General features: G+C 72.6%; 15 protein-coding genes. 5 read left to right on the forward strand and 10 right to left on the reverse strand.

Annotated features, from left to right (window positions below; genetic code table 11):
* Positions 1-34: 34 nt before the first annotated feature.
* The 8 genes from CLV63_RS01000 to CLV63_RS01035 form a co-directional block, all read right to left on the reverse strand.
* Positions 35-1,072, reverse strand: a complete 1,038-nt coding sequence (locus CLV63_RS01000; RefSeq protein WP_245928505.1) for a glycoside hydrolase family 3 N-terminal domain-containing protein — start codon at positions 1,070-1,072, stop codon at positions 35-37.
* A 49-nt stretch (positions 1,073-1,121) separates the two neighbouring features.
* Positions 1,122-2,000 (reverse strand): carbohydrate ABC transporter permease, encoded by an 879-nt coding sequence (locus CLV63_RS01005; RefSeq protein WP_106580921.1) that lies wholly within the window; start codon positions 1,998-2,000, stop codon positions 1,122-1,124.
* On the reverse strand, positions 1,997-2,902 hold the full coding sequence (locus CLV63_RS01010; RefSeq protein WP_106581238.1) for a carbohydrate ABC transporter permease: 906 nt from the start codon (positions 2,900-2,902) through the stop codon (positions 1,997-1,999). The genes CLV63_RS01005 and CLV63_RS01010 overlap by 4 nt, the downstream gene beginning before the upstream one ends.
* A 67-nt stretch (positions 2,903-2,969) precedes the next feature.
* Positions 2,970-4,241, reverse strand: a complete 1,272-nt coding sequence (locus CLV63_RS01015) for a sugar ABC transporter substrate-binding protein (protein ID WP_106580922.1) — start codon at positions 4,239-4,241, stop codon at positions 2,970-2,972.
* A gap of 180 nt (positions 4,242-4,421) precedes the next feature.
* Positions 4,422-5,678 (reverse strand): cytochrome P450, encoded by a 1,257-nt coding sequence (locus CLV63_RS01020; RefSeq protein ID WP_106580923.1) that lies wholly within the window; start codon positions 5,676-5,678, stop codon positions 4,422-4,424.
* Between the two features lie 100 nt (positions 5,679-5,778).
* Positions 5,779-6,267 carry a hypothetical protein gene (locus CLV63_RS01025; RefSeq protein WP_106581239.1) on the reverse strand — a complete coding sequence of 163 codons (489 nt, stop codon included), beginning with the start codon at positions 6,265-6,267 and terminating at the stop codon, positions 5,779-5,781.
* Between the two features lie 58 nt (positions 6,268-6,325).
* Entirely contained in the window at positions 6,326-7,597 is a 1,272-nt protein-coding gene (locus CLV63_RS01030) for a class I SAM-dependent methyltransferase (protein ID WP_106580924.1), read from the reverse strand.
* Positions 7,598-7,650: 53 nt separating this feature from the next.
* A complete protein-coding gene (locus tag CLV63_RS01035) occupies positions 7,651-9,066 on the reverse strand; it encodes an FAD-binding oxidoreductase (protein WP_106580925.1) in 1,416 nt (471 codons plus the stop codon).
* A 222-nt stretch (positions 9,067-9,288) separates the two neighbouring features.
* Between CLV63_RS01035 and CLV63_RS01040 the strand changes: the two genes are divergently transcribed.
* Complete coding sequence (locus CLV63_RS01040; protein WP_106580926.1) at positions 9,289-10,083, forward strand: glutamate racemase; 795 nt, start codon at positions 9,289-9,291, stop codon at positions 10,081-10,083.
* A 192-nt stretch (positions 10,084-10,275) separates the two neighbouring features.
* Positions 10,276-11,055, forward strand: a complete 780-nt coding sequence (locus CLV63_RS01045; protein WP_106580927.1) for an ion transporter — start codon at positions 10,276-10,278, stop codon at positions 11,053-11,055.
* Positions 11,056-11,108: 53 nt separating this feature from the next.
* On the opposite strand, the gene CLV63_RS01050 is transcribed toward CLV63_RS01045, so the two are convergent.
* Positions 11,109-12,563 (reverse strand): hypothetical protein, encoded by a 1,455-nt coding sequence (locus CLV63_RS01050; protein WP_106580928.1) that lies wholly within the window; start codon positions 12,561-12,563, stop codon positions 11,109-11,111.
* Between the two features lie 187 nt (positions 12,564-12,750).
* Between CLV63_RS01050 and CLV63_RS01055 the strand changes: the two genes are divergently transcribed.
* From CLV63_RS01055 to CLV63_RS01065, 3 genes are all read left to right on the forward strand, one after another.
* Positions 12,751-13,098: a hypothetical protein gene (locus tag CLV63_RS01055; RefSeq protein ID WP_106580929.1), complete on the forward strand. Its 348-nt coding sequence runs from the start codon at positions 12,751-12,753 to the stop codon at positions 13,096-13,098.
* Between the two features lie 105 nt (positions 13,099-13,203).
* Positions 13,204-14,400, forward strand: a complete 1,197-nt coding sequence (locus tag CLV63_RS01060) for an AI-2E family transporter (protein WP_106581240.1) — start codon at positions 13,204-13,206, stop codon at positions 14,398-14,400.
* A 172-nt stretch (positions 14,401-14,572) separates the two neighbouring features.
* Positions 14,573-15,097, forward strand: a complete 525-nt coding sequence (locus CLV63_RS01065) for a DUF6315 family protein (protein ID WP_106580930.1) — start codon at positions 14,573-14,575, stop codon at positions 15,095-15,097.
* 7 nt (positions 15,098-15,104) lie between these two features.
* Here CLV63_RS01065 and CLV63_RS01070 read toward each other — a convergent pair whose 3' ends face one another.
* Positions 15,105-17,225, reverse strand: coding sequence for an ATP-dependent DNA helicase (locus tag CLV63_RS01070; protein WP_106580931.1), 2,121 nt, complete (start codon positions 17,223-17,225; stop codon positions 15,105-15,107).
* Positions 17,226-17,413 lie beyond the last annotated feature (188 nt).

Below are 17,413 nucleotides of genomic sequence, written 5' to 3' on the forward strand. Positions count from 1 at the left end.
GCTGCGGCCACCTTCCTCGACCGCCGCCGCCTGGTCAAGCCACCCGCTGCCGCCCTCCGGCGAGGGCGGCGACCCGCTGCGCCGCCTCCTCCAACCGGGCGGGCGCCAGCGCACCGGAGTCGACCGCGTCGAGCAGCCGGCCGAGGACGGTGCGGAAGAGCGCTTCGTCGTCGTGGCCGCTGGTCGCCGGGTTGCCGAGGCACAGCAGGTCGGCTCCTGCCGCGAGGGCCGCCACCGCGCCCCGCGCCGCGCCTTCGCAGGTGTCGGCGGCACCGGTGTGGTGGGCCATGGCCCACATGTCGAGCGCGTCGGTGACGGCGGGGCCCGTGAAGCCGAGGTCCTCGCGCAGCAGCCGGTAGGTCGCCGGGGACGCGCTGGCCGGGGCGTCGTCCAGCGCGGGGATGCGGATGTGCGCCATGAGCACCAGGTCGGCGCCCGCCTCGACGGCGGCGCGGAACGGCACCAGCTCCCGGTCGGCGAGGGTGGCCCGGTCGAGGTCGATCACCGGCAGGGCGAGGTGGGAGTCGGTGCGGGTGTCGCCGTGGCCGGGGAAGTGCTTGGCGGCGCACAGCAGGCCGGCGTCGTGCAGCCCGCCGATGAACGCCGCACCGTGCCGTGCCACGTCGGCGGCGTCGGCGCCGAACGCGCGGGGGCCGATGACGGGGTTGCGGGGGTCGGAGTTGACGTCCACCACGGGCGCCAGCGCGGCGTCGATCCCGGCGGCGCGCAGCTCCCTGCCCATGGTGGCGGCGACCATGCGCGTGTGCGCGGTGTCGCCGATGGTGCCGAGTTCGGCGTGCGCCGGGTAGGGCGACCCCGCTGCCGCGTGCAGGCGGGTGACGCGGCCGCCCTCCTCGTCGCTGGCGACGAGCAGGTCGGCGCGCAGCCGGTGCAGGTGCGCCGACAGCGACGGCGGGTCGCGGCGCAGGTTCTGCCCGAAGTACAGCACCGACCCGAGCCCGCCGTCGACGGCGCGGGCCAGCCAGTCGGGGACCTCCGTACCGAGGAACCCGGGCATCAGCACGGCGTGGACCATGCGGACGAGGGCGGGGTCGTCGTGCGCGCTGCTCACTGCGCCGCCTTTCGCCGGTCCGGTGCCGCCGCGGCGCCCGCGGGCGGGGTCATCCCTTCACCGCGCCCGCGACCAGGCCGGACGCCAGCCCGCGCTGCACGAACAGGAAGAAGACCATGACGGGCAGGGTGATGATGGTCGACCCGGCCATGACCAGCCCCCAGTCCGTGGTGTTCTGCCCGAAGAATGCGCGCAGGCCGACCGCGACGGTGTACTTGTCGGTGTCGTTGAAGAAGGTCAGCGCGAGGATGAACTCGTTCCACGCGGTGATGAAGGAGAAGATGCTCGTGGCGACGAGGCCGGGGGCGACCAGCGGCAGCAGCACCGACCAGAACATCCGCCCCCACGAGGCGCCGTCGAGGTAGGCGGCCTCCTCGACCTCCGCGGGGACCGCCGCGACGAAGCCGCGCAGCATCCACACCGCGAACGGCAGCGAGAGCGCGATGTACACCAGCGAGAGGCCGAGCAGCGAGTTCAGCAGCTGGAGTTCGCGCGCTTGCAGGAACAGCGGGATGACCAGCGCCTCCAGCGGGACCATCTGGATGACCAGGATCATGATCAGCACCGTGGTGCGGAACCGGAACCGGAAGCGCGCCACGGCGACGGCGGCGAACAGCGCCAGCAGGCTGGACCCGAGCACGGTGATGAGCGCGACCAGGAGCGAGTTGCCGAGGTAGGTGAGGAAGTTGCCGCGGGTGAGGACCTCGGTGAAGTTGGCGAGGGTCGGCGCGGTGGGGATCAGCGCCTCGAAGCCCGAGCCGACCTTCCCTGACACGGCGCTGGTGAGCATGAAGTAGGCGGGGAACAGCGTGAAGAAGAGGACACCCGCGACGGCGGCGCCCTTGGCGGCCGCGGCGGCGGGGCGCCGTGAGGGGCGCCGCCGCGCGGGCGCGCGCACGGCGGGGGCCCGGTCGGCAACCTGGCTCATCGCGGATCGTCCTCCCGGAACAGCGCCTTCAGGTAGGCGACGGTGATGGCGAGCAGCATGAGGGTGAGCAGCACCGCGATGGCGGCGCCCGTGCCGTAGTTGCCGGTGGTGAATGACTCGACGTAGGCCCACACGCCGAAGTTGAAGATCTCCTCGTTGGTGCCCGCCCCTCCCGGCATCAGATAGACCTGGGCGAACACCTTGAAGTCCCAGATGGTGGAGAGGATGGTGACCACGGCGAAGATCGGCAGGAGGGTCGGGAACGACACGTTCCAGAACCGCTGCCAGCCGTTGGCGCCGTCGATGCGGGCCGCCTCGTGCAGCTCGCGGGGGACGGTGAGCAGCCCGGCGAGCACGGTCACGGCCACGAACGGGAAGCCGTGGTGGACGATGTTGAGGACCACGATGGCGTAGAACGTCAGCCGCTCGGTGAACCAGTTGAAGCCGTCGGGGCCGAGCATCCCCACGGCCTGGAGGGTCTCGCGGACGATGCCGCGGTCGACGTCGAAGATCCACCGCCACACGTAGGTGCCGGTGACGGCGGGCATGGCCCACGCCACCATCACGCAGCTGATGACGATGGTGCGCCACAGCGGGCGCAGGCTCTGGAGCAGCAGCGCGACCAGGGTGCCGAAGACGACCGTGCCGCCGACGGCGGCGACGGCGAACACCACGGTGTTCGGCAGCACGATGGTCCACAGGTAGCTGTCGCCGAGCAGCGCGGCGAAGTTGTCGAACCCGACGAACTCCGATTCGCCCGAGACGAGGCTGCGCAGGTCGTAGTGGCGGAACGACAGCCAGACGACCCGGCCGAGCGGGTAGAAGAGCAGCACCGCGATGACGGCGAGGGCCGGCGCGAGCAGCGCCCACGGTGCCATGCGCGCGCGGCTCGCCCGGGACATGCGGGGGCGTGATGAGGCCCGGCCGGCCGCAGGGGCCGGCCGGGCGAGGACGGGATCGCTCACGTGGTCAGGATCCTCCGAAGGCTTCGTCCATGTCCTTGGTCGTCTTCGTGGTGGCCTCCTCGACGGAGGCGTCGCCCTTGAGGATCGACTGCATCATGGTCTGGATCATCCGCTTGCCTTCGATCTTGCCGAAGTCGGCGGTGACCGGCAGGCCCTTCCCTGCCTCGGCCATCTGCCGGGCGAAGGGCTGCACGAGCTTGTCTTCGGACTGCACGTACGGTTCGAGCTGGGCCTTCTTACCCGGGAAGTAGGTGGTCTCCTCCGACCAGCGCTTCGCGTACTTGTCGTTGGTGACCATCTGGATGTACTCCCAGGACAGGTCCTCGTTGTCGCCGTTGAACGCGGAGAGGTGCGAACCGCCGAGGAACGACGGCGCGAGCCCGCCGTCCTTGCCGGGGATGGGGAACGCCGCGATCTTGTCCTCGAGGTCGGGCTCCGCCTCGGTGATGGCCTTGGGGGTCCAGCTCCCCGACAGGGTCATGGCGACCTTGCCGTCGATGAAGTTGTCCTGGACGTCGTTCTCCATCCAGGTGCTCGCCCCGGTGCTGGAGACCTTGTCCTTGAGCGCGAGGTCGGTGAAGAAGGTGACGCCTTCGCGCGCCTCGGGGCTGTCGAGGGCGCCCTTGAACTTGCCGTCCTGCTCGGTCGCGATCTCGCCGCCGGCGCCCCACACGAAGGGCAGCAGGAAGTAGGAGGCGTCGCCGGCGACGGGGAAGGCGGTCATGTCCTTCTCCTCGGCGGCGAGCTTCTTCGCCGCGGCGCGGAGCTCCTTCCAGTCCTTGGGCACCTCGATGTCGTGCTTCTCGAACACGTCGGTCCGGTAGAGCACCGAGCGCACGCCCGCGTACCAGGGGATGCCGTACAGCTTGCCGTCGATGGTCCCGGCCTGGGCCAGGCCCTCGACGTAGGCGCTGGTGTCGCCGGCCTTGCTCGTGAGGTCGGCGAGCGCGCCGGCCTCCGCGAACTCGGGTGTCCAGGTGGTGCCGACCTCGGCGACGTCGGGCATCGTGTTCCCGGCGATGGCGGTCTGGAACTTCTGGTGGGCGTCGGCCCACGGCACGATCTCGACGTCGACCTCGGCGCCGGTCTTCTTCTTGAAGGCGGTGCCGACCTCCTTGAAGTAGGCGTCGGCGTCGGGGTTGGTGCCCTCCATGATCCAGACCTTGAGGGTGTCGCCGTCGCCGCCGGAGTCGCCGCCGCCCCCACTGCACGCGGTCAGTGCGAGCGCGAGGCTCGCGCCGATCGCGACAATGGACAGGGTGCGCTTTTGGCCCATCACAATCTCCCGTCAGTTCACCGCCCCCCGGGCGTGTAAGAAACCTACGCAAAAACCCCGGTGGCGTGAAGTAAACCACAGTGCGGTGTGGGTTGACCCGTGCCCGTCCTCATTCGGCATCACCGTATCGGGGCCGCGGCGGCGCGGCCTAGGACATGCGGGGCAACGAGTTGGTCGCATTCAGGCGGCGCAGGGCAGCGTCTTGATCCCGTTCAGGAAGTCCGACACGAGCCGCCGCGGTTCGCCGGTGGCGCGGATGCCAGGGGCGCTGCGGTGCAGCTCGCGGAACATGGCGGTGATCTCGCGCCGGGCGAGGTGGGCGCCGAGGCAGTAGTGCGGGCCCGGGCCGCCGAAGCCCACGTGGGGGTTCGGGCTGCGCGTGACGTCGAAGCGGTCGGGGTCGGTGAAGACCGCCTCGTCACGGTTTGCCGAGGCGTAGAACAGCAGGGCCTTGTCCCCGGCCGCGTAGTGGTGCCCGTTCAGCTCGTGGTCGCGGGTGAGGGTGCGCCGCATCCAGGTCACGGGCGACGCGTGGCGGACGATCTCCTCGACCGCCGTTGCGGCGTGCGCCTCGAAGTCCGCCCACCACAGCGCCCGCTGGTCGGGGTGGTCGGTGAGGAGCGCCAGGCCGTGGCTGATGGCGTTGCGGGTGGTCTCGCTGCCGGCGACGGCGAGCAGGATGAAGAACGAGCCGATCTCCTGGTCGCTCAGCGCCTCGCCGTCGATGTCGGCGTTGACGAGGGCCGAGGTGAGGTCGTCGACCGGTGTGCGGCGGCGTTCGGCGGCGAGCTCGCCGAGCAGGCCGGCGAGTTCGCCGCCGGCGGTGAGCAGCCGGTGCGCGGCCGCGTCGCCGTCGCCGCCGAGGAACTCGGCGTCGGCGCCCGCCAGCACGATCGCGGTGTTCTCGCGCACCATCGCGCGGCGGCTCTCGGGGATGCCCATCATGTCGCAGATGACCGCCAGCGGCAGCGGCGCCGCGACCTCGGCGACGAAGTCGCAGTCCCCTTTGGCGGGCAGTTCGGCCGCGATGCGCGCGGCGATGCGGGCGATGTCGCCGTCGATCTTGGCGAGCATGCGCGGGGTGAACCCGCGCGAGACGACCCGGCGCACGCGGGCGTGGCGCGGGTCGTCGAGGTTGATCATCGAGCCGAAGAACTCGTTGAACTCCCGCGGCATGTCGGGGATGGAGATGGCACTCGGCTCGGAGGCGAACACCGACGGCAGCCGGCTCGCCGCCACGACGTCGGAGTGGCGGACCAGGGCGTGGTAGCCGGGGCCGCGGGGAATGGGCGCGAGGTCGGGTTCGGCGAAGTACACGGGCGGGTGGGCGCGCAGCCGGGCGAACGCCTCGTGGCGCTCGCCCGGCGGCCCGGACCAGAAGCGGAGGTCGGAGAGGTCGATGTCGGCGAGGGCGGCGGGGCGGGCGGGCTCCGGCATCGGGCGCCTTTCTCGGGGGCGCCGCATCGCCTCGTGGCGTGACCGTGCGCCGCATCCATGCTTTACATGAACGCGGTTGGTGTCAAGCCACGGCCGGTGTTCAGTCGGCGATCCCCGCGGCGATGCGCAGTGTCGAGAGCAGCTCCTGCGGCCCGTAGACGGCCTGGCCGATCGCGGCGCAGAACGCCGCGAGCATGTGCATGAAGATCAGCGGGTCGCCCCGGGTGAAGCGCTCGGCCGCCTCGGTCTCACCGACGGCGAACGCCTCCCACGCGGTGACAACGGCGAACTCCACCTCGGGTTCGAGCAGGTCGGCGACTGCCCCCGCAACGGCGTCCCTGGAGTCGGCCGGCTTCCACACCACCCCGGTCTCCTGCACCCGCCGGGTCAGGAACCCGGCGAACACCTTCAGCTCGGAGGTGACCGCCGCACCGTCGGCCCCGATGCCGTCGACGGCTTCGGCAACGGCGTCGCGGTCCTTGTGCACGTAGGCGGCGACCAGCGCGATGGCAAGGTGCTTCAACCGGTCGTCCTCAACGGGGTCGTTCGGGGCGGGGTCGTTCGGCGCGGAGTCGTCAGTCCCAGACATGCACCCCATGATGCCCGCTCCGGGGACCGGAGTCCCCGAAGCGGGCGCCCGCAGCGGCTCAGCGCGGCTCGGGCTCGAACGCGGGGCGCAGCGGCATGCGGGCGTCGGCGCCGTCGAGCTTCACCCCGAGGATCTGGTGCAGCTGGACGACGTTGCGCTCGAAGCCCAGCACGCAGCCGGCCATGTAAAGCCGCCACACCCGGGCCCGGCCCTCGCCCACCATCGCGACGGCGGTGTCCCAGTTGGCGTCGAGGTTGGCGCACCAGCGGCGCAGTGTGAGCGCGTAGTGCTCGCGGAGGTTCTCCTGGTGCCGGATCTCGAACCCCGCGTCGTTCATCCGCGTCTGCAACCAGCCCGGCCCCTCCAGCTCGCCGTCGGGGAAGACGTAGCGGTTGATGACCCCGTCGGCGAACATGGCCGGCATGTCGTTGCGCGGCCGGGTGATGCAGTGGTTGAGCAGCCGCCCGCCCGGCTTCAGCTTCGCGTGCAGCTCGGCGAAGTAGGACGGCACGTTCTGCTGGCCGACGTGCTCGGTCAGCCCGATGGAGCTGATCCGGTCGAAGGAGCCGTCGGGCACGTCGCGGTAGTCCATGTGCCGCACCTCGGCGAGGTCGCCCAACCCCTCCTTCGCGATCCACTTCTGGCCGAACTCGGCCTGCTCCTTCGACAGCGTGACGCCGACCGCCCGCACCCCGTACTCGCGGGCCGCGTGCACGACCATGCCGCCCCAGCCGCAGCCGACGTCGAGCAGCCGCTGGCCCTCGGCCAGCCCCAGCTTGCGGGAGACCAGGTCGTACTTGTGCGCCTGGGCCTGCTCAAGGCTCGCCCCCTCCTCGGGGAACACGGCGCACGTGTAGGTCATGGACGGGCCCAGCACCATCGCGTAGAAGTCGTTGGACACGTCGTAGTGGTGGTGGATGGCCGCGGCGTCGCGGCTCTTGGAGTGCCGCCGCCCGAGCACGCCGAGCCGGGTGGGTTGCACCTCCTCCGGGGGCGGCGGCACCCGGTTCAGGAACTTCACCCAGCCGAGGCTCAGCCCGAGCCGGGCGAGCTCCGGCCACGACGGGCCGTGGCCGCGCACCAGCGCGAGTTCGGACATGCGCTTCATCGCGGTGTACATGTCGCCTTCGAGGTCGATGTGCCCCGCGACGTAGGCGCGGGTGATCCCGAGCGCCCCGGGCGCCTGCGCCAGGTAGTTCAATGCCACCGGTGTCCGGACGACGACAGCGATCTCGCTGTTCGGATCGCCGGACACACTGCCGTCATAGGCGCGGAACCGCACGGGTGCGTTCGGTCCGGCCACCCGCTCGAAGATCTCCGCCACTCGCATCGCTAGCTTCCCTTCCTCGCCGAACGTCGGCCCTCCCGCATCGGGTCGGCGTCTTACCTGTTGCGTACGCACTTGGCGTACAGATCGAGCAGTCGGCTCCCCGGGTCGTAGTCGCGCTTCAGCGCGCGGTACGCGTCGCCGTTGTAGAGCCGCCAGAACCGGTCTTCGCTGTAGAACGAGTCGGAGTACAGCGACTTGTGCCCGCCGAGCCGCAGCACCTCGTCCTCGACCAGCCTGTTGTGGAGCGGTCCCCGCTGGCCCGGGCGCATCGGCACCATCCCCCAGAAGCCGAAGTTGACGAACAGCTCGTCCTGGGCCATGGGGTACAGCGGCCACGCGTGGCCGTCGCCGCCGGGTGCCGGCTTGTCCCGCAGCCGCAGCGGGCACATCCACACCGGGGTCATGCCGACCTCGGCGTGGAAGAAGTCGAGGAACTCGGCGCCGCGGTCCACCGGCACCTCGATGTCCTGGATCAGCGGCTCCGACTGCGGCCGTCCCCGGTAGTAGGCGAGCAGCCGGGTGAAGTCGGTGCGGCGGTCCAGCGCCACCAGTTTCCGGTAGACGTCGGAGCGCTTCAACGAGCGCGGCCACATCCGGCGCACCGCCGGGTTGCCGAGCCCGAACGCGCGCGAGCACCAGAACCAGTCGGTGTCCCACCGCCACAGGTAGTCCTGCACCGTGAGGTGGTCGCCGCGGTTCTGCGCCGCCAGCCGCGGAATGGACTGGTAGTAGATGTCGGCGCCGGTGTAGTCGCTGGTGCGCGGCGCGGAGTCGGTGAACGACGCCAGGCTGAGGTACAGCTCGTCGGGTCCGAACGCCACCCCGTCGATGAAGTCGACGCGCTCGCCGTCGTGCTCGGCAGCGTCGCAGATGCGCGCGAACGCGTCCATGGCCGCGGCGGCGTCGGAGAAGCGCAGGTGGCGCAGGTGGACGAACGGTTTCACCGGTTCGAGCTCGATGCGCAGGCGCAGGCTGTAGCCCAGCGTCCCGTAGGAGTTGGGGAAGCCGCGGAACAGCTCCGCGTGCTCGTTGTCGCGCCGCGCGGTGACCACGTCGCCGTTGCCGGTGAGGATCTCGATCTCCTGGACCGACTCGTGCGGCAACCCGTTGCGGAAGGAGGACGACTCGATACCGAGGCCGGTGACGGCCCCGCCGATGGTGATGGTCCGCAACTGCGGGACGACCAGCGGCATCAGGCCGTGTTCCAGGGTCGCGGCGACGAGGTCCTCGTAGGTGCACATGCCGCCGACCTCGGCGACGCGCTCCTCCGGGTCGACCCACAGCACCGACGCGAACGCGCTCGCGTCGAGCTTCGGTGCGGCGCTGGGTTCGCGGAAGCGGAAGAGGTTGCTGGTGGGCTTCGCCAACCGGACCGGCGCTCCGTCGGGCAACCGGGCGAACTCGGAGCGTATCCGCTGGACCGCGGCCACGTGCTCGGAAAGATCCCGCCGGTGGGACATACGGCTCATAAGCCACCCGCCTCATTTACGCAGCGTCAGTTCACGAAACGGTCGCGCCGTTCCAAGCCGGGCCGTGAGCGCGAGTACCACGGTCCTTGGACACCCTAGTCCTACGCGCCGGTAATACGAGCGGGGGGATCCGCCCCCGGCGCGTCGAGCCGCCGCCGGGAACCGCCCGCTGCCGCCCGGCGCCGCCGCGTCCGGAACGGCCGCCGGATAGTGTTGGCGGCTGTGCGCATCGCTCTCATCGACTCCGGGTACGGCCTGCTCTCCACTGCCGCGGCCCTGCGAACGGCCCGCCCCGACGCCGACCTCGTCTGCGCCATGGACCCCGACCACATGCCGTGGGGCCCGCGCAGCGCCGCCGAGATCCGCGCCCGCGCGCTGGCGGGGGCCACGGCGGCCGCGGCCACCCGTCCCGACGCCATCGTGGTCGCCTGCAACACCGCGTCGGTGCACGCCTTGGAGGTGCTGCGCGCCGAGTTCGAGCCCGGCATCCCCGTCATCGGGACCGTACCCGCGGTGAAGCCCGCCGCCGACCACGGCGGCCCCATCGCCATCTGGGCCACCCCCGCCACCACGGGCAGCCCGTACCAGCGCGACCTCATCCTGCGCTTCGCCGCGGGCGTCGATGTGACACCCGTGGCCTGCTACGGGCTCGCCGACGCGGTCGAGGCGGCCGACCCCGCCGTCATCGGCGCCGCCGTCGCACGCGCCGCCGAGCTCACCCCCGCGGGCGTGCGGAGCGTCGTCATCGGCTGCACCCACTACGACCTCGTCGCCGAGCGCATCTCCGCGGCTCTGGGCGAGCCCGCCCTGTTCAGCGCCGCCGAAGCGGTCACGGCCCAGACCCTGCGCCGTCTGGGCGCGTCGCCCGATCCCGCTGCGGCGGCCACCGGCACCCTCACCGTCCTGGCGAGCGGCCGGCCCGCGGCGCTGCCCCCTGCCGCGCTGGGCTACCCGGCCGGCCGGCTGCTGGCCGACAGCGGCGCGGCGGCCCGGCCCGGCGCCCGCCCGGCGGAGTGAGCGGGCGGCCATAGGACGGGTGCCGCGGGCGTCTCCGGGCGCCCCTGATGCGCCCGCCGCGCGGCCCCTGGCACACCCCCGGCAGCAGCCGGGCCGCTCCCTCCCCCGGCAGCGGCGACGGCAGAATCCCGACACCCGCCACCAGTAGGCTCATTGTCCGCCGATGCACGCGAACACGGACCGGAGCCCCTCTTGACCGCGCAGGAACGTGTCCGGGCATTCGTCGACGCCCCCTGGTTCCAGACGGCCATCATCGGCCTCATCCTGGTGAACGCCGCGATGCTGGGCGCCGAGACCTCCCCCCGGATCCTCGACTCCTACGGCGGTGCCCTGCACCGCGCCGACACCCTCATCCTCGGCGTGTTCGTGCTGGAACTCGTCCTGCGGGTCTTCGCCTACCGCCTCGCCTTCTTCCGCGACCCGTGGAACTGGTTCGACCTCGCCATCGTCGTCATCGCGCTGCTTCCGGCCTCGGGCCCGTTCGCGGTGCTGCGGGTGCTGCGCGTCCTGCGGGTGCTGCGGCTGCTGTCGGTGATCCCCACCCTGCGCCACGTGGTGTCGGGGCTGCTTCGGGCGCTGCCGGGCATGGCGTCGATCGCGCTGCTGGTGTCGCTGCTGCTGTACGTCTCGGCGGTCATGGCGACCACCCTGTTCCAGCACACCGCGCCCGAGTACTTCGGCGACCTGCTGACGTCGCTGTTCACCCTGTTCCAGATGATGACGGGCGACAGCTGGGGCGCCATAGCCAAGACCGTCATGGCGCACCACCCCATGGCGTGGCTGTTCTTCGTCTGCTACATCCTCGCCTCGACGTTCATCGCGCTGAACCTGTTCATCGCCGTGGCGGTCGAGGCGCTGGAGGACGACGGCGACGAGCGCGAGGCCCCCGACCGGCACGACGCGATCCTCGCCGAGCTGCGCGCCCTGCGCGCCGAGGTCGGCGAACTCCGCCGCGACACCCCCACCCCCTGACCCCGCGGGGCCAGCGCCCAGGCGGCGCCCACGCTTTCCGGCGCGGGGCGGCGCTAGGCCGGCTGGCTCTGCTGTTTCGGGGCGCCGGTGAGGGTGCGGACCAGGGTGCGGACCCCCGCCTGGTCGTTGTCGTGCAGCAGGGTGTCGAGCAGCGCGAGCGCGGCCGACCGGTCGCCCGGGGCGCGGCGCACCATGTCCCACTGCGGGACGGCGGCGGCGTCGCCGAGGTGCAGGACCCGGCTGGTCCGGCCGAGCGCCGCCAGTAGTCCGGTGTCGTCGGGGCGCTCGGCGAGGCCCGCGCGGATCAGGTCGGCGTGGCGCTCGGGGTCGACCTCCTCGGGCGGCTCCGCGCTCAGCACGTCGAGCAGTTCCGCGGCGGGGCCGGGCAGCACGACGGGCGGCATCGCCGCCATGTCGGCCCGGACCTCGGCGAGGTCGGCGCGGGGGTCCTCGCCGCGCCGCACCTGGGCGAGCATGCGCTCGGCGCGCTCGGCCGCGCCGGCGGCGACCCAGTGCGCGCCGCGCTGCGCGGCGAGCCGGGCCGCCGTCAGCGACAGGTCCAGGCACGGCCGGTGCGCGCCGACCTGCTCCAGGTGGCGCGCCCACCCGGTGAACGTCACCCCGACCCGCCAGTCGTTGCGCACCGCGCCCTTCGCGATGAGGTGCTCGACCGCCTCGGCCCAGGCCGGGCGGAGGAACGGCGCGGACTCGGCCTCCCGCACGTCGGGGAGCGCCGCCACCGCCTCCTTCGCTGTGCGCAGCCCGGCCCGCGCCGACCAGGCGAGCAGCCGCGCCCGCTCGAACCGGATGCGGCGGTGGGCGTCGGCGCGCGGTACGCCCTGCGCCCAGCCGGCCACCCCGTTGCCCTCCAGGTGCTCCAGCGCGTGGAGCGCGTCGGTATGGCGGTCCTGGGCCCGCAGCGCGCGCACGTAGCCGAAGCCGTAGTACAGGCCGACGTCGGCGCCCGTCGCGCGGACCCGCTGCGCTTCGGCGTCGAGGTGCCGGATGGCCTCGTCGGGGCGCTCGTCGTCGATGAGCAGGTCGGCGCGTGCCACCGCCAGCGCCTCGAACCGGGGCTCGCCGGGCGTGCAGTGCCCGGCCGCCTCGGCGAGCACCGAGGCGCGCTCGACGACGGTGCCCGGCCCGTCGATGTTGGCGTAGCAGGCCAGGACGTTCTCCGCGGCGCAGGCCGCCGGCGCGCACCCGGAGGAGGACCCGTTTCCGTGTGCGGCGCGCAGGCGCGCCTGCGCGCCGGCGAGCGCCGTGGCGCCCTCCATCTGGGCGCCGACCCGGGCGGCGCCCGGCCAGTGCCGCAGGTACCCCTCGATCCACGGGTGGTCCCGGACGCCCGCCGCGGCGCTCAGCGCGGCGGGCAGGTCGGCGCGGATGCGTGCGAGGTCGCCTTCCGCCGCCGCGCGGGGCAGGCGCGCGACCGACTCCGCGAGCAGCGGATGCCCTTCCGCGCGCAGCGTTGCGGCCGCATCGTCGACCCACGTCCAGAGCGTCATCGCGCCTCCCCATCCCAGCGAACTCACTGACAGTAGCAGCGTGGTCACAGGCGCGGTGGGGAAATCCGAAAATGGCCGATAGCGGGTGCCTATAGACTCGGGTGCCACCCGGCCAATCGGACAGGCGCCCTTCGCGGCGCACCCCGCGGCCGCACCGCGGCATATCGATTTGGAGCACACCGCGACTATGGGATGGCGAGACCGGTTCGGCCTCCGCAAGGCGAAGCGCAACCGCAAGAGCCGCTTCGACCGCCCTGCCGACGACTCCGACGTCAAGGCGCTCATCGCGTTCACGAAAAGCCGCGTCGGCGTGGAGTTCTACGTCGAACCCGAGACCTTCGCCACCGGCACCACAGCGGTCGCCGTCGCCACCGACGGCGAGTGGATCCGGCGGCGGGTGGGCTCCCCCGAAGTCATGCGGAAGGTCGCCCGCGACCTCGCCGCGCCGGCGTACGACGTCCAGATCGTCGGCTACCCGCAACGCATGCGCGACTGGACCGCGCGCAACAAGCGCGGGCTCTCCCTCGACGAGTAGCGGCCGCGGCACGACCTGGGAGCAGCAGCCGACCGCATGACCACCCCCGCACCGAAACGCGCCGCGGCCGACACCGCCGCCACGAGCGGCGCCGTCCGCGAGTCCATGCCCCCCTGGCTGCCCAAGGCCGTCGCCCTGGTCCTGTGCGCCGTCGCGGCGCTCGTCGCGGGCTGGTGGCTGTTCGTGCAGCTCCAGGGCCTGCTGGTGCTGATCCTGGTCTCGCTCTTCCTCGCCCTGGCCCTTGAGCCGGCCGTCAACTGGCTGCACCAGCACGGCGTGCCGCGCGGCCCCGCAACGGCGGCGCTGATGCTCGGCGGCACCGCCGCCACACTGGCGTTCTTCTCCATCCTGGGGTCGATGCTGGTCGGCCAGGTACTCGCGCTGGTCGGCGAACTGCCCGAGATGACCGGCGCCGTCCTGAACTGGATCAACAGCACCTTCCGCACCCGGATCTCGCCGACAGGGCTGCTCACCGAGGTCTCCAGCGCGAGCGGACTGATCCAGAGCTACGCCAACAGCGTCCTGGAGAACGTGTGGGGCGCCGGGACCACCCTGCTCATCGGCCTGTTCAACGGCTTGACCATCGCACTGTTCACGTTCTACCTGTGCGCCGACGGCCCGCGCTTCCGGCGGACCATCTGCTCGGTGCTGCCGCCGCGCACCCAGGCCGAGGTGCTGCGCGCCTGGGAGATCGCCATCCGCAAGACCGGCGGGTTCATCTACTCGCGCGCGCTGCTGGCAACGGCGTGCACGGCGGCGCACTACGTGGTGCTCATCCTGCTCGACATCGACTACGCGTTCGCCCTGGCGCTGTGGATCGGGGTGCTGTCGCAGTTCATCCCCACCGTGGGCACCTACATCGGCGGCGCCCTGCCGGTGCTGGTGGCGCTGCTCCAGGGCCCTTGGCCGACGCTGTGGATCCTGCTGTTCATCACGGTCTACCAGCAGTTCGAGAACTACCTGCTGCAACCGCGCATCACGGCACTCACCCTCGACATGCACCCCGCCGTCGCGTTCGGCTCGGTCATCGCGGGCGCCGCGATCCTGGGGCCGCCCGGGGCGCTGCTCGCGCTGCCCGCCGGCGCCAGCATGCAGGCGTTCGCGAGCAGCTACATCCGCCGCTACGAGGTGACCGAGCACCCGCTGGTGAGCCCCGAAGCCGAGGCGCCGGCGGACGACGCGCCACCGGAGGACCCGCCGGAGCCGTCGTCGCCGGACACCGCGGAGCCCGGCGCCGCGCCCCCGGCGGGCCCGGGCGCGCGTGCCGCCGGAGACCCCGAGCCGGCCGGTGACGGTGCGTGACGCAACGCATGTCACTCCATCGCCCGGGTTTACCGGCGGCCGACCGCGGCGAGGTCGATCATGCGCGCACCTTGGTGCTTTGATGACGACACTTTGTGAGAACTCCTGCACCGAACCGGTTCCCTCCGGAGGGGTTCCCATCGCATACTCGCCTGGGAGGGGGACGGTGAGAATGAAGCAGGAGTTGACCGCCTTGTGCTGCGCGTGCGGTGCCACCCGCAGAGTCAGCGAGTACCGCGGCGTCGGCGAGGCGCAGTCGGCCTACGGCCTGGCGCGGTGCGTGGTCTGGCGCATGTGCCGCCCGTGCGGGCACCGCACGCACCACGCCTACCTGCGCGCCGACACCGACCGCGACGAACTCGAAGACGCCCTCCGGCTCGATGACGCCCTCGCCACCGAAGCGCTCGACGAGGAGATCGAGCAGCTCAAGCTCTGCGGGGTCGACATCGGTCACGCTCCGGTACCCGCCATCTGGAACGGCCAGCCGGTGGGCATGGTCACGCAGCGCCTCACCGACAGCGCCTACGCCATCGTGCTCGACCCCAGCTCATCGGTCGTCGCCCGGCTCAAGCTCATCGACCTGATGTGGAACGAGCTCGCCATCGGCGACCACGACGACCGCTGGTACATCCAGCCCTCCGACGACGACTCCCCCGGCTACGCCGTGCGGCTGTTCGGGTACCGCACCCCGCGCTGAGCGCAGTTCACCCCGCCGACGCCATGGGCGCAGCGGCCGCGGCGTCGAGACGGCGCAGCGCGGCACGCGCCACCTCCGGATCGGCCGTGGCCCAGTACGGCGGCAGCGAGGCCCGCAGGAACCCGCCGTAGCGCGCGGTCGCCAAGCGGGGGTCGAGCACGGCCACCACCCCGCGGTCGTCCATGGAGCGCAGCAGCCGGCCGGTGCCCTGCGCGAGCAGCAGGGCCGCGTGGGTGGCCGCGACCGCCATGAAGCCGTTGCCGCCGCCGGCGCCCACCGCGCGCTGGCGCGCCGAGGCGAGGGGGTCGTCGGGGCGCGGGAACGGGATGCGGTCGACGATGACCAGTTGCAGCGCCGGGCCCGGGACGTCGACCCCCTGCCACAGCGACAGGGTGCCGAACAGGCAGGTGGGGTCGTCCTCGGCGAAGCGGCGGACGAGCTGGCCGGTGGAGTCGTCGCCCTGGCACAGGATGGGCGGCTCGACGCGCTCGCGGAGCTCCTCGGCCGCCTGCGCGGCGGCCCGCATGGACGAGAACAGGCCCAGGGCCCGGCCGCCCGCGGCGTCGATGAGCTCGGCGATCTCATCGAGGTAGCGGGGGTCGAGGCCGTCGCGCCCCGGAGGGGGCAGGTGCTTGGCGACGTAGAGGATGCCGCTGCGCCCGTGGTCGAACGGCGAGCCGACGTCGAGCCCCTTCCAGCGGGGCTCCCCCGCCGCGGTGAGGTCGGCGGCCGGCGCCGCCTCGTCCGCCCCGGCGGCGCCCTCTGCCGCCGCGGGCTCGGCCGCCGCGGGCTCCGGCGCGGTGCGCTTTGCGCGCCCGGTACGCGGCGCGGCGGGCTCGCCGGTGGTCTCGCGGCCCAGGCCCCACTGCACGGCCAGCGCGCTGAACGAGCCGCCCAGGGCGAGGGTCGCCGAGGTGAGGACGGTGGTGCGGTCGCCGAACAGTTTCTCGCGCAGCAGGCCGCCGACCGCCAGAGGTGCGACGTGCAGGCTCGGCGGCTGCTTGGGGCTCTTGGCCAGCCACACGACATCGGTGCGGTCGCGCAGCGGCGGCTCGTAGGACTCCAGCACCCGCACCGCGGCGTCGTGGACCTCGTTCAGCGCCGCCAGCGCCAGGCGGCGCACCGTTGCGCCCTCGGGATCGGCGGTGTCGGCGGGGCCGACCGCGCCGACACAGGCGCGCGCGGCGTCGCGCACGGCCGCGACGGCACCGGCGAGCGGATCGGGAATGTGGTCGAGGCGGCCCGGCTCGGAATCGGTGAACATCAGGGCGAGGCCGTCGCCCGCCTCGCCCAGCCGCTCGGTGAGCCCCGCCTCGACCAGCCGGGCCGCGCGCTTGGCTGCGATGGAGACGGCGCGTTCGCTGAGGACACCGGTCGCGACCGAGGTGACCCGGTCGACGAGGTCGTGCGCCTCGTCGACGAGCAGCACCCGGTGCTCGGGCAGGATGTGGTACCCCTGCATGGCGTCGATGGCGAGCAGTGCGTGGTTGGTGACGACGACGTCGACGTCGCCGGCGTCCTCGCGCGCCTGCTCGGCGAAGCACTCGTGGCCGAACGCGCAGACCGTGGCGCCGACGCACTCGTTCGCCGCGACCGACACCTGCCGCCACGCGAGGTCGCTGACCCCGGGGACGAGCTGGTCGCGGTCGCCGGAATCGGTCTCCTCGGCCCACTCGTGCAGCCGCTGCACCTGGCGGCCCAGCGACGACACCGCGCGGGGGTCGAACAGCTCGGCTTCGTCGGGCTCGGAACCGGCGGCGTGCAGCCGCTGCTTGCACAGGTAGTTGCGGCGCCCCTTGAGGATGGCGAAGGTGGGCTCGCGGCCCAGCAGCGGCGCGAGCGCGGGGGCGAGCCGAGGCAGGTCGCGGTCGATGAGCTGGCGCTGGAGGGCGATGGTGGCGGTCGACACCACCACCGTGGTGTCCTCGGCGATGGCGTGGCGCAGCGCGGGGACCAGGTAGGCGAGGGACTTCCCGGTGCCGGTACCGGCCTGCACCACGAGGTGTTCGTCGGTGTCGACGGCCGCCGCGACGGCGTCGGCCATTGCCACCTGGCCCTCGCGCCGGGAACCGCCGACCGCGCGCACGGCGGCGTCGAGAAGGGTCGCTACGTCGGGAAGCTCTGCCACGTCAAGGACAGTACCGCGCCCGACCGACGGGCGGATCCGCCCGTCCACAGCCCCCGCCCGACCGGGTGCGGCACCGGTCAGCCCTCCAGCTGGGCGGCGGCCCGCGCGGGAAAAGCGGTGGCGCCGCGGCGCCCGTGGTGGTTAGCGTCGGTGTCCGGCGGCCGGGTCCGAACCACGGAAAGGGGGCG

The organism is Murinocardiopsis flavida (genome assembly GCF_003014485.1).
Classification (GTDB): Bacteria; Actinomycetota; Actinomycetes; order Streptosporangiales; family Streptosporangiaceae; genus Murinocardiopsis; species Murinocardiopsis flavida.

Excerpts from the sequence above, each read along its gene's own strand:
- CLV63_RS01005 (WP_106580921.1), bottom strand. The coding sequence starts at position 2,000 with ATGAGCCAGGTTGCCGACCGGGCCCCCGCCGTGCGCGCGCCCGCGCGG.
- CLV63_RS01010 (WP_106581238.1), bottom strand. The coding sequence starts at position 2,902 with ATGTCCCGGGCGAGCCGCGCGCGCATGGCACCGTGGGCGCTGCTCGCG.
- CLV63_RS01015 (WP_106580922.1), bottom strand. The coding sequence starts at position 4,241 with ATGGGCCAAAAGCGCACCCTGTCCATTGTCGCGATCGGCGCGAGCCTC.
- CLV63_RS01020 (WP_106580923.1), bottom strand. The coding sequence starts at position 5,678 with ATGCCGGAGCCCGCCCGCCCCGCCGCCCTCGCCGACATCGACCTCTCC.
- CLV63_RS01025 (WP_106581239.1), bottom strand. The coding sequence starts at position 6,267 with ATGTCTGGGACTGACGACTCCGCGCCGAACGACCCCGCCCCGAACGAC.
- CLV63_RS01030 (WP_106580924.1), bottom strand. The coding sequence starts at position 7,597 with ATGCGAGTGGCGGAGATCTTCGAGCGGGTGGCCGGACCGAACGCACCC.
- CLV63_RS01035 (WP_106580925.1), bottom strand. The coding sequence starts at position 9,066 with ATGAGCCGTATGTCCCACCGGCGGGATCTTTCCGAGCACGTGGCCGCG.
- CLV63_RS01050 (WP_106580928.1), bottom strand. The coding sequence starts at position 12,563 with ATGACGCTCTGGACGTGGGTCGACGATGCGGCCGCAACGCTGCGCGCG.
- CLV63_RS01055 (WP_106580929.1), top strand. The coding sequence starts at position 12,751 with ATGGGATGGCGAGACCGGTTCGGCCTCCGCAAGGCGAAGCGCAACCGC.
- CLV63_RS01060 (WP_106581240.1), top strand. The coding sequence starts at position 13,204 with ATGCCCCCCTGGCTGCCCAAGGCCGTCGCCCTGGTCCTGTGCGCCGTC.
- CLV63_RS01065 (WP_106580930.1), top strand. The coding sequence starts at position 14,573 with ATGAAGCAGGAGTTGACCGCCTTGTGCTGCGCGTGCGGTGCCACCCGC.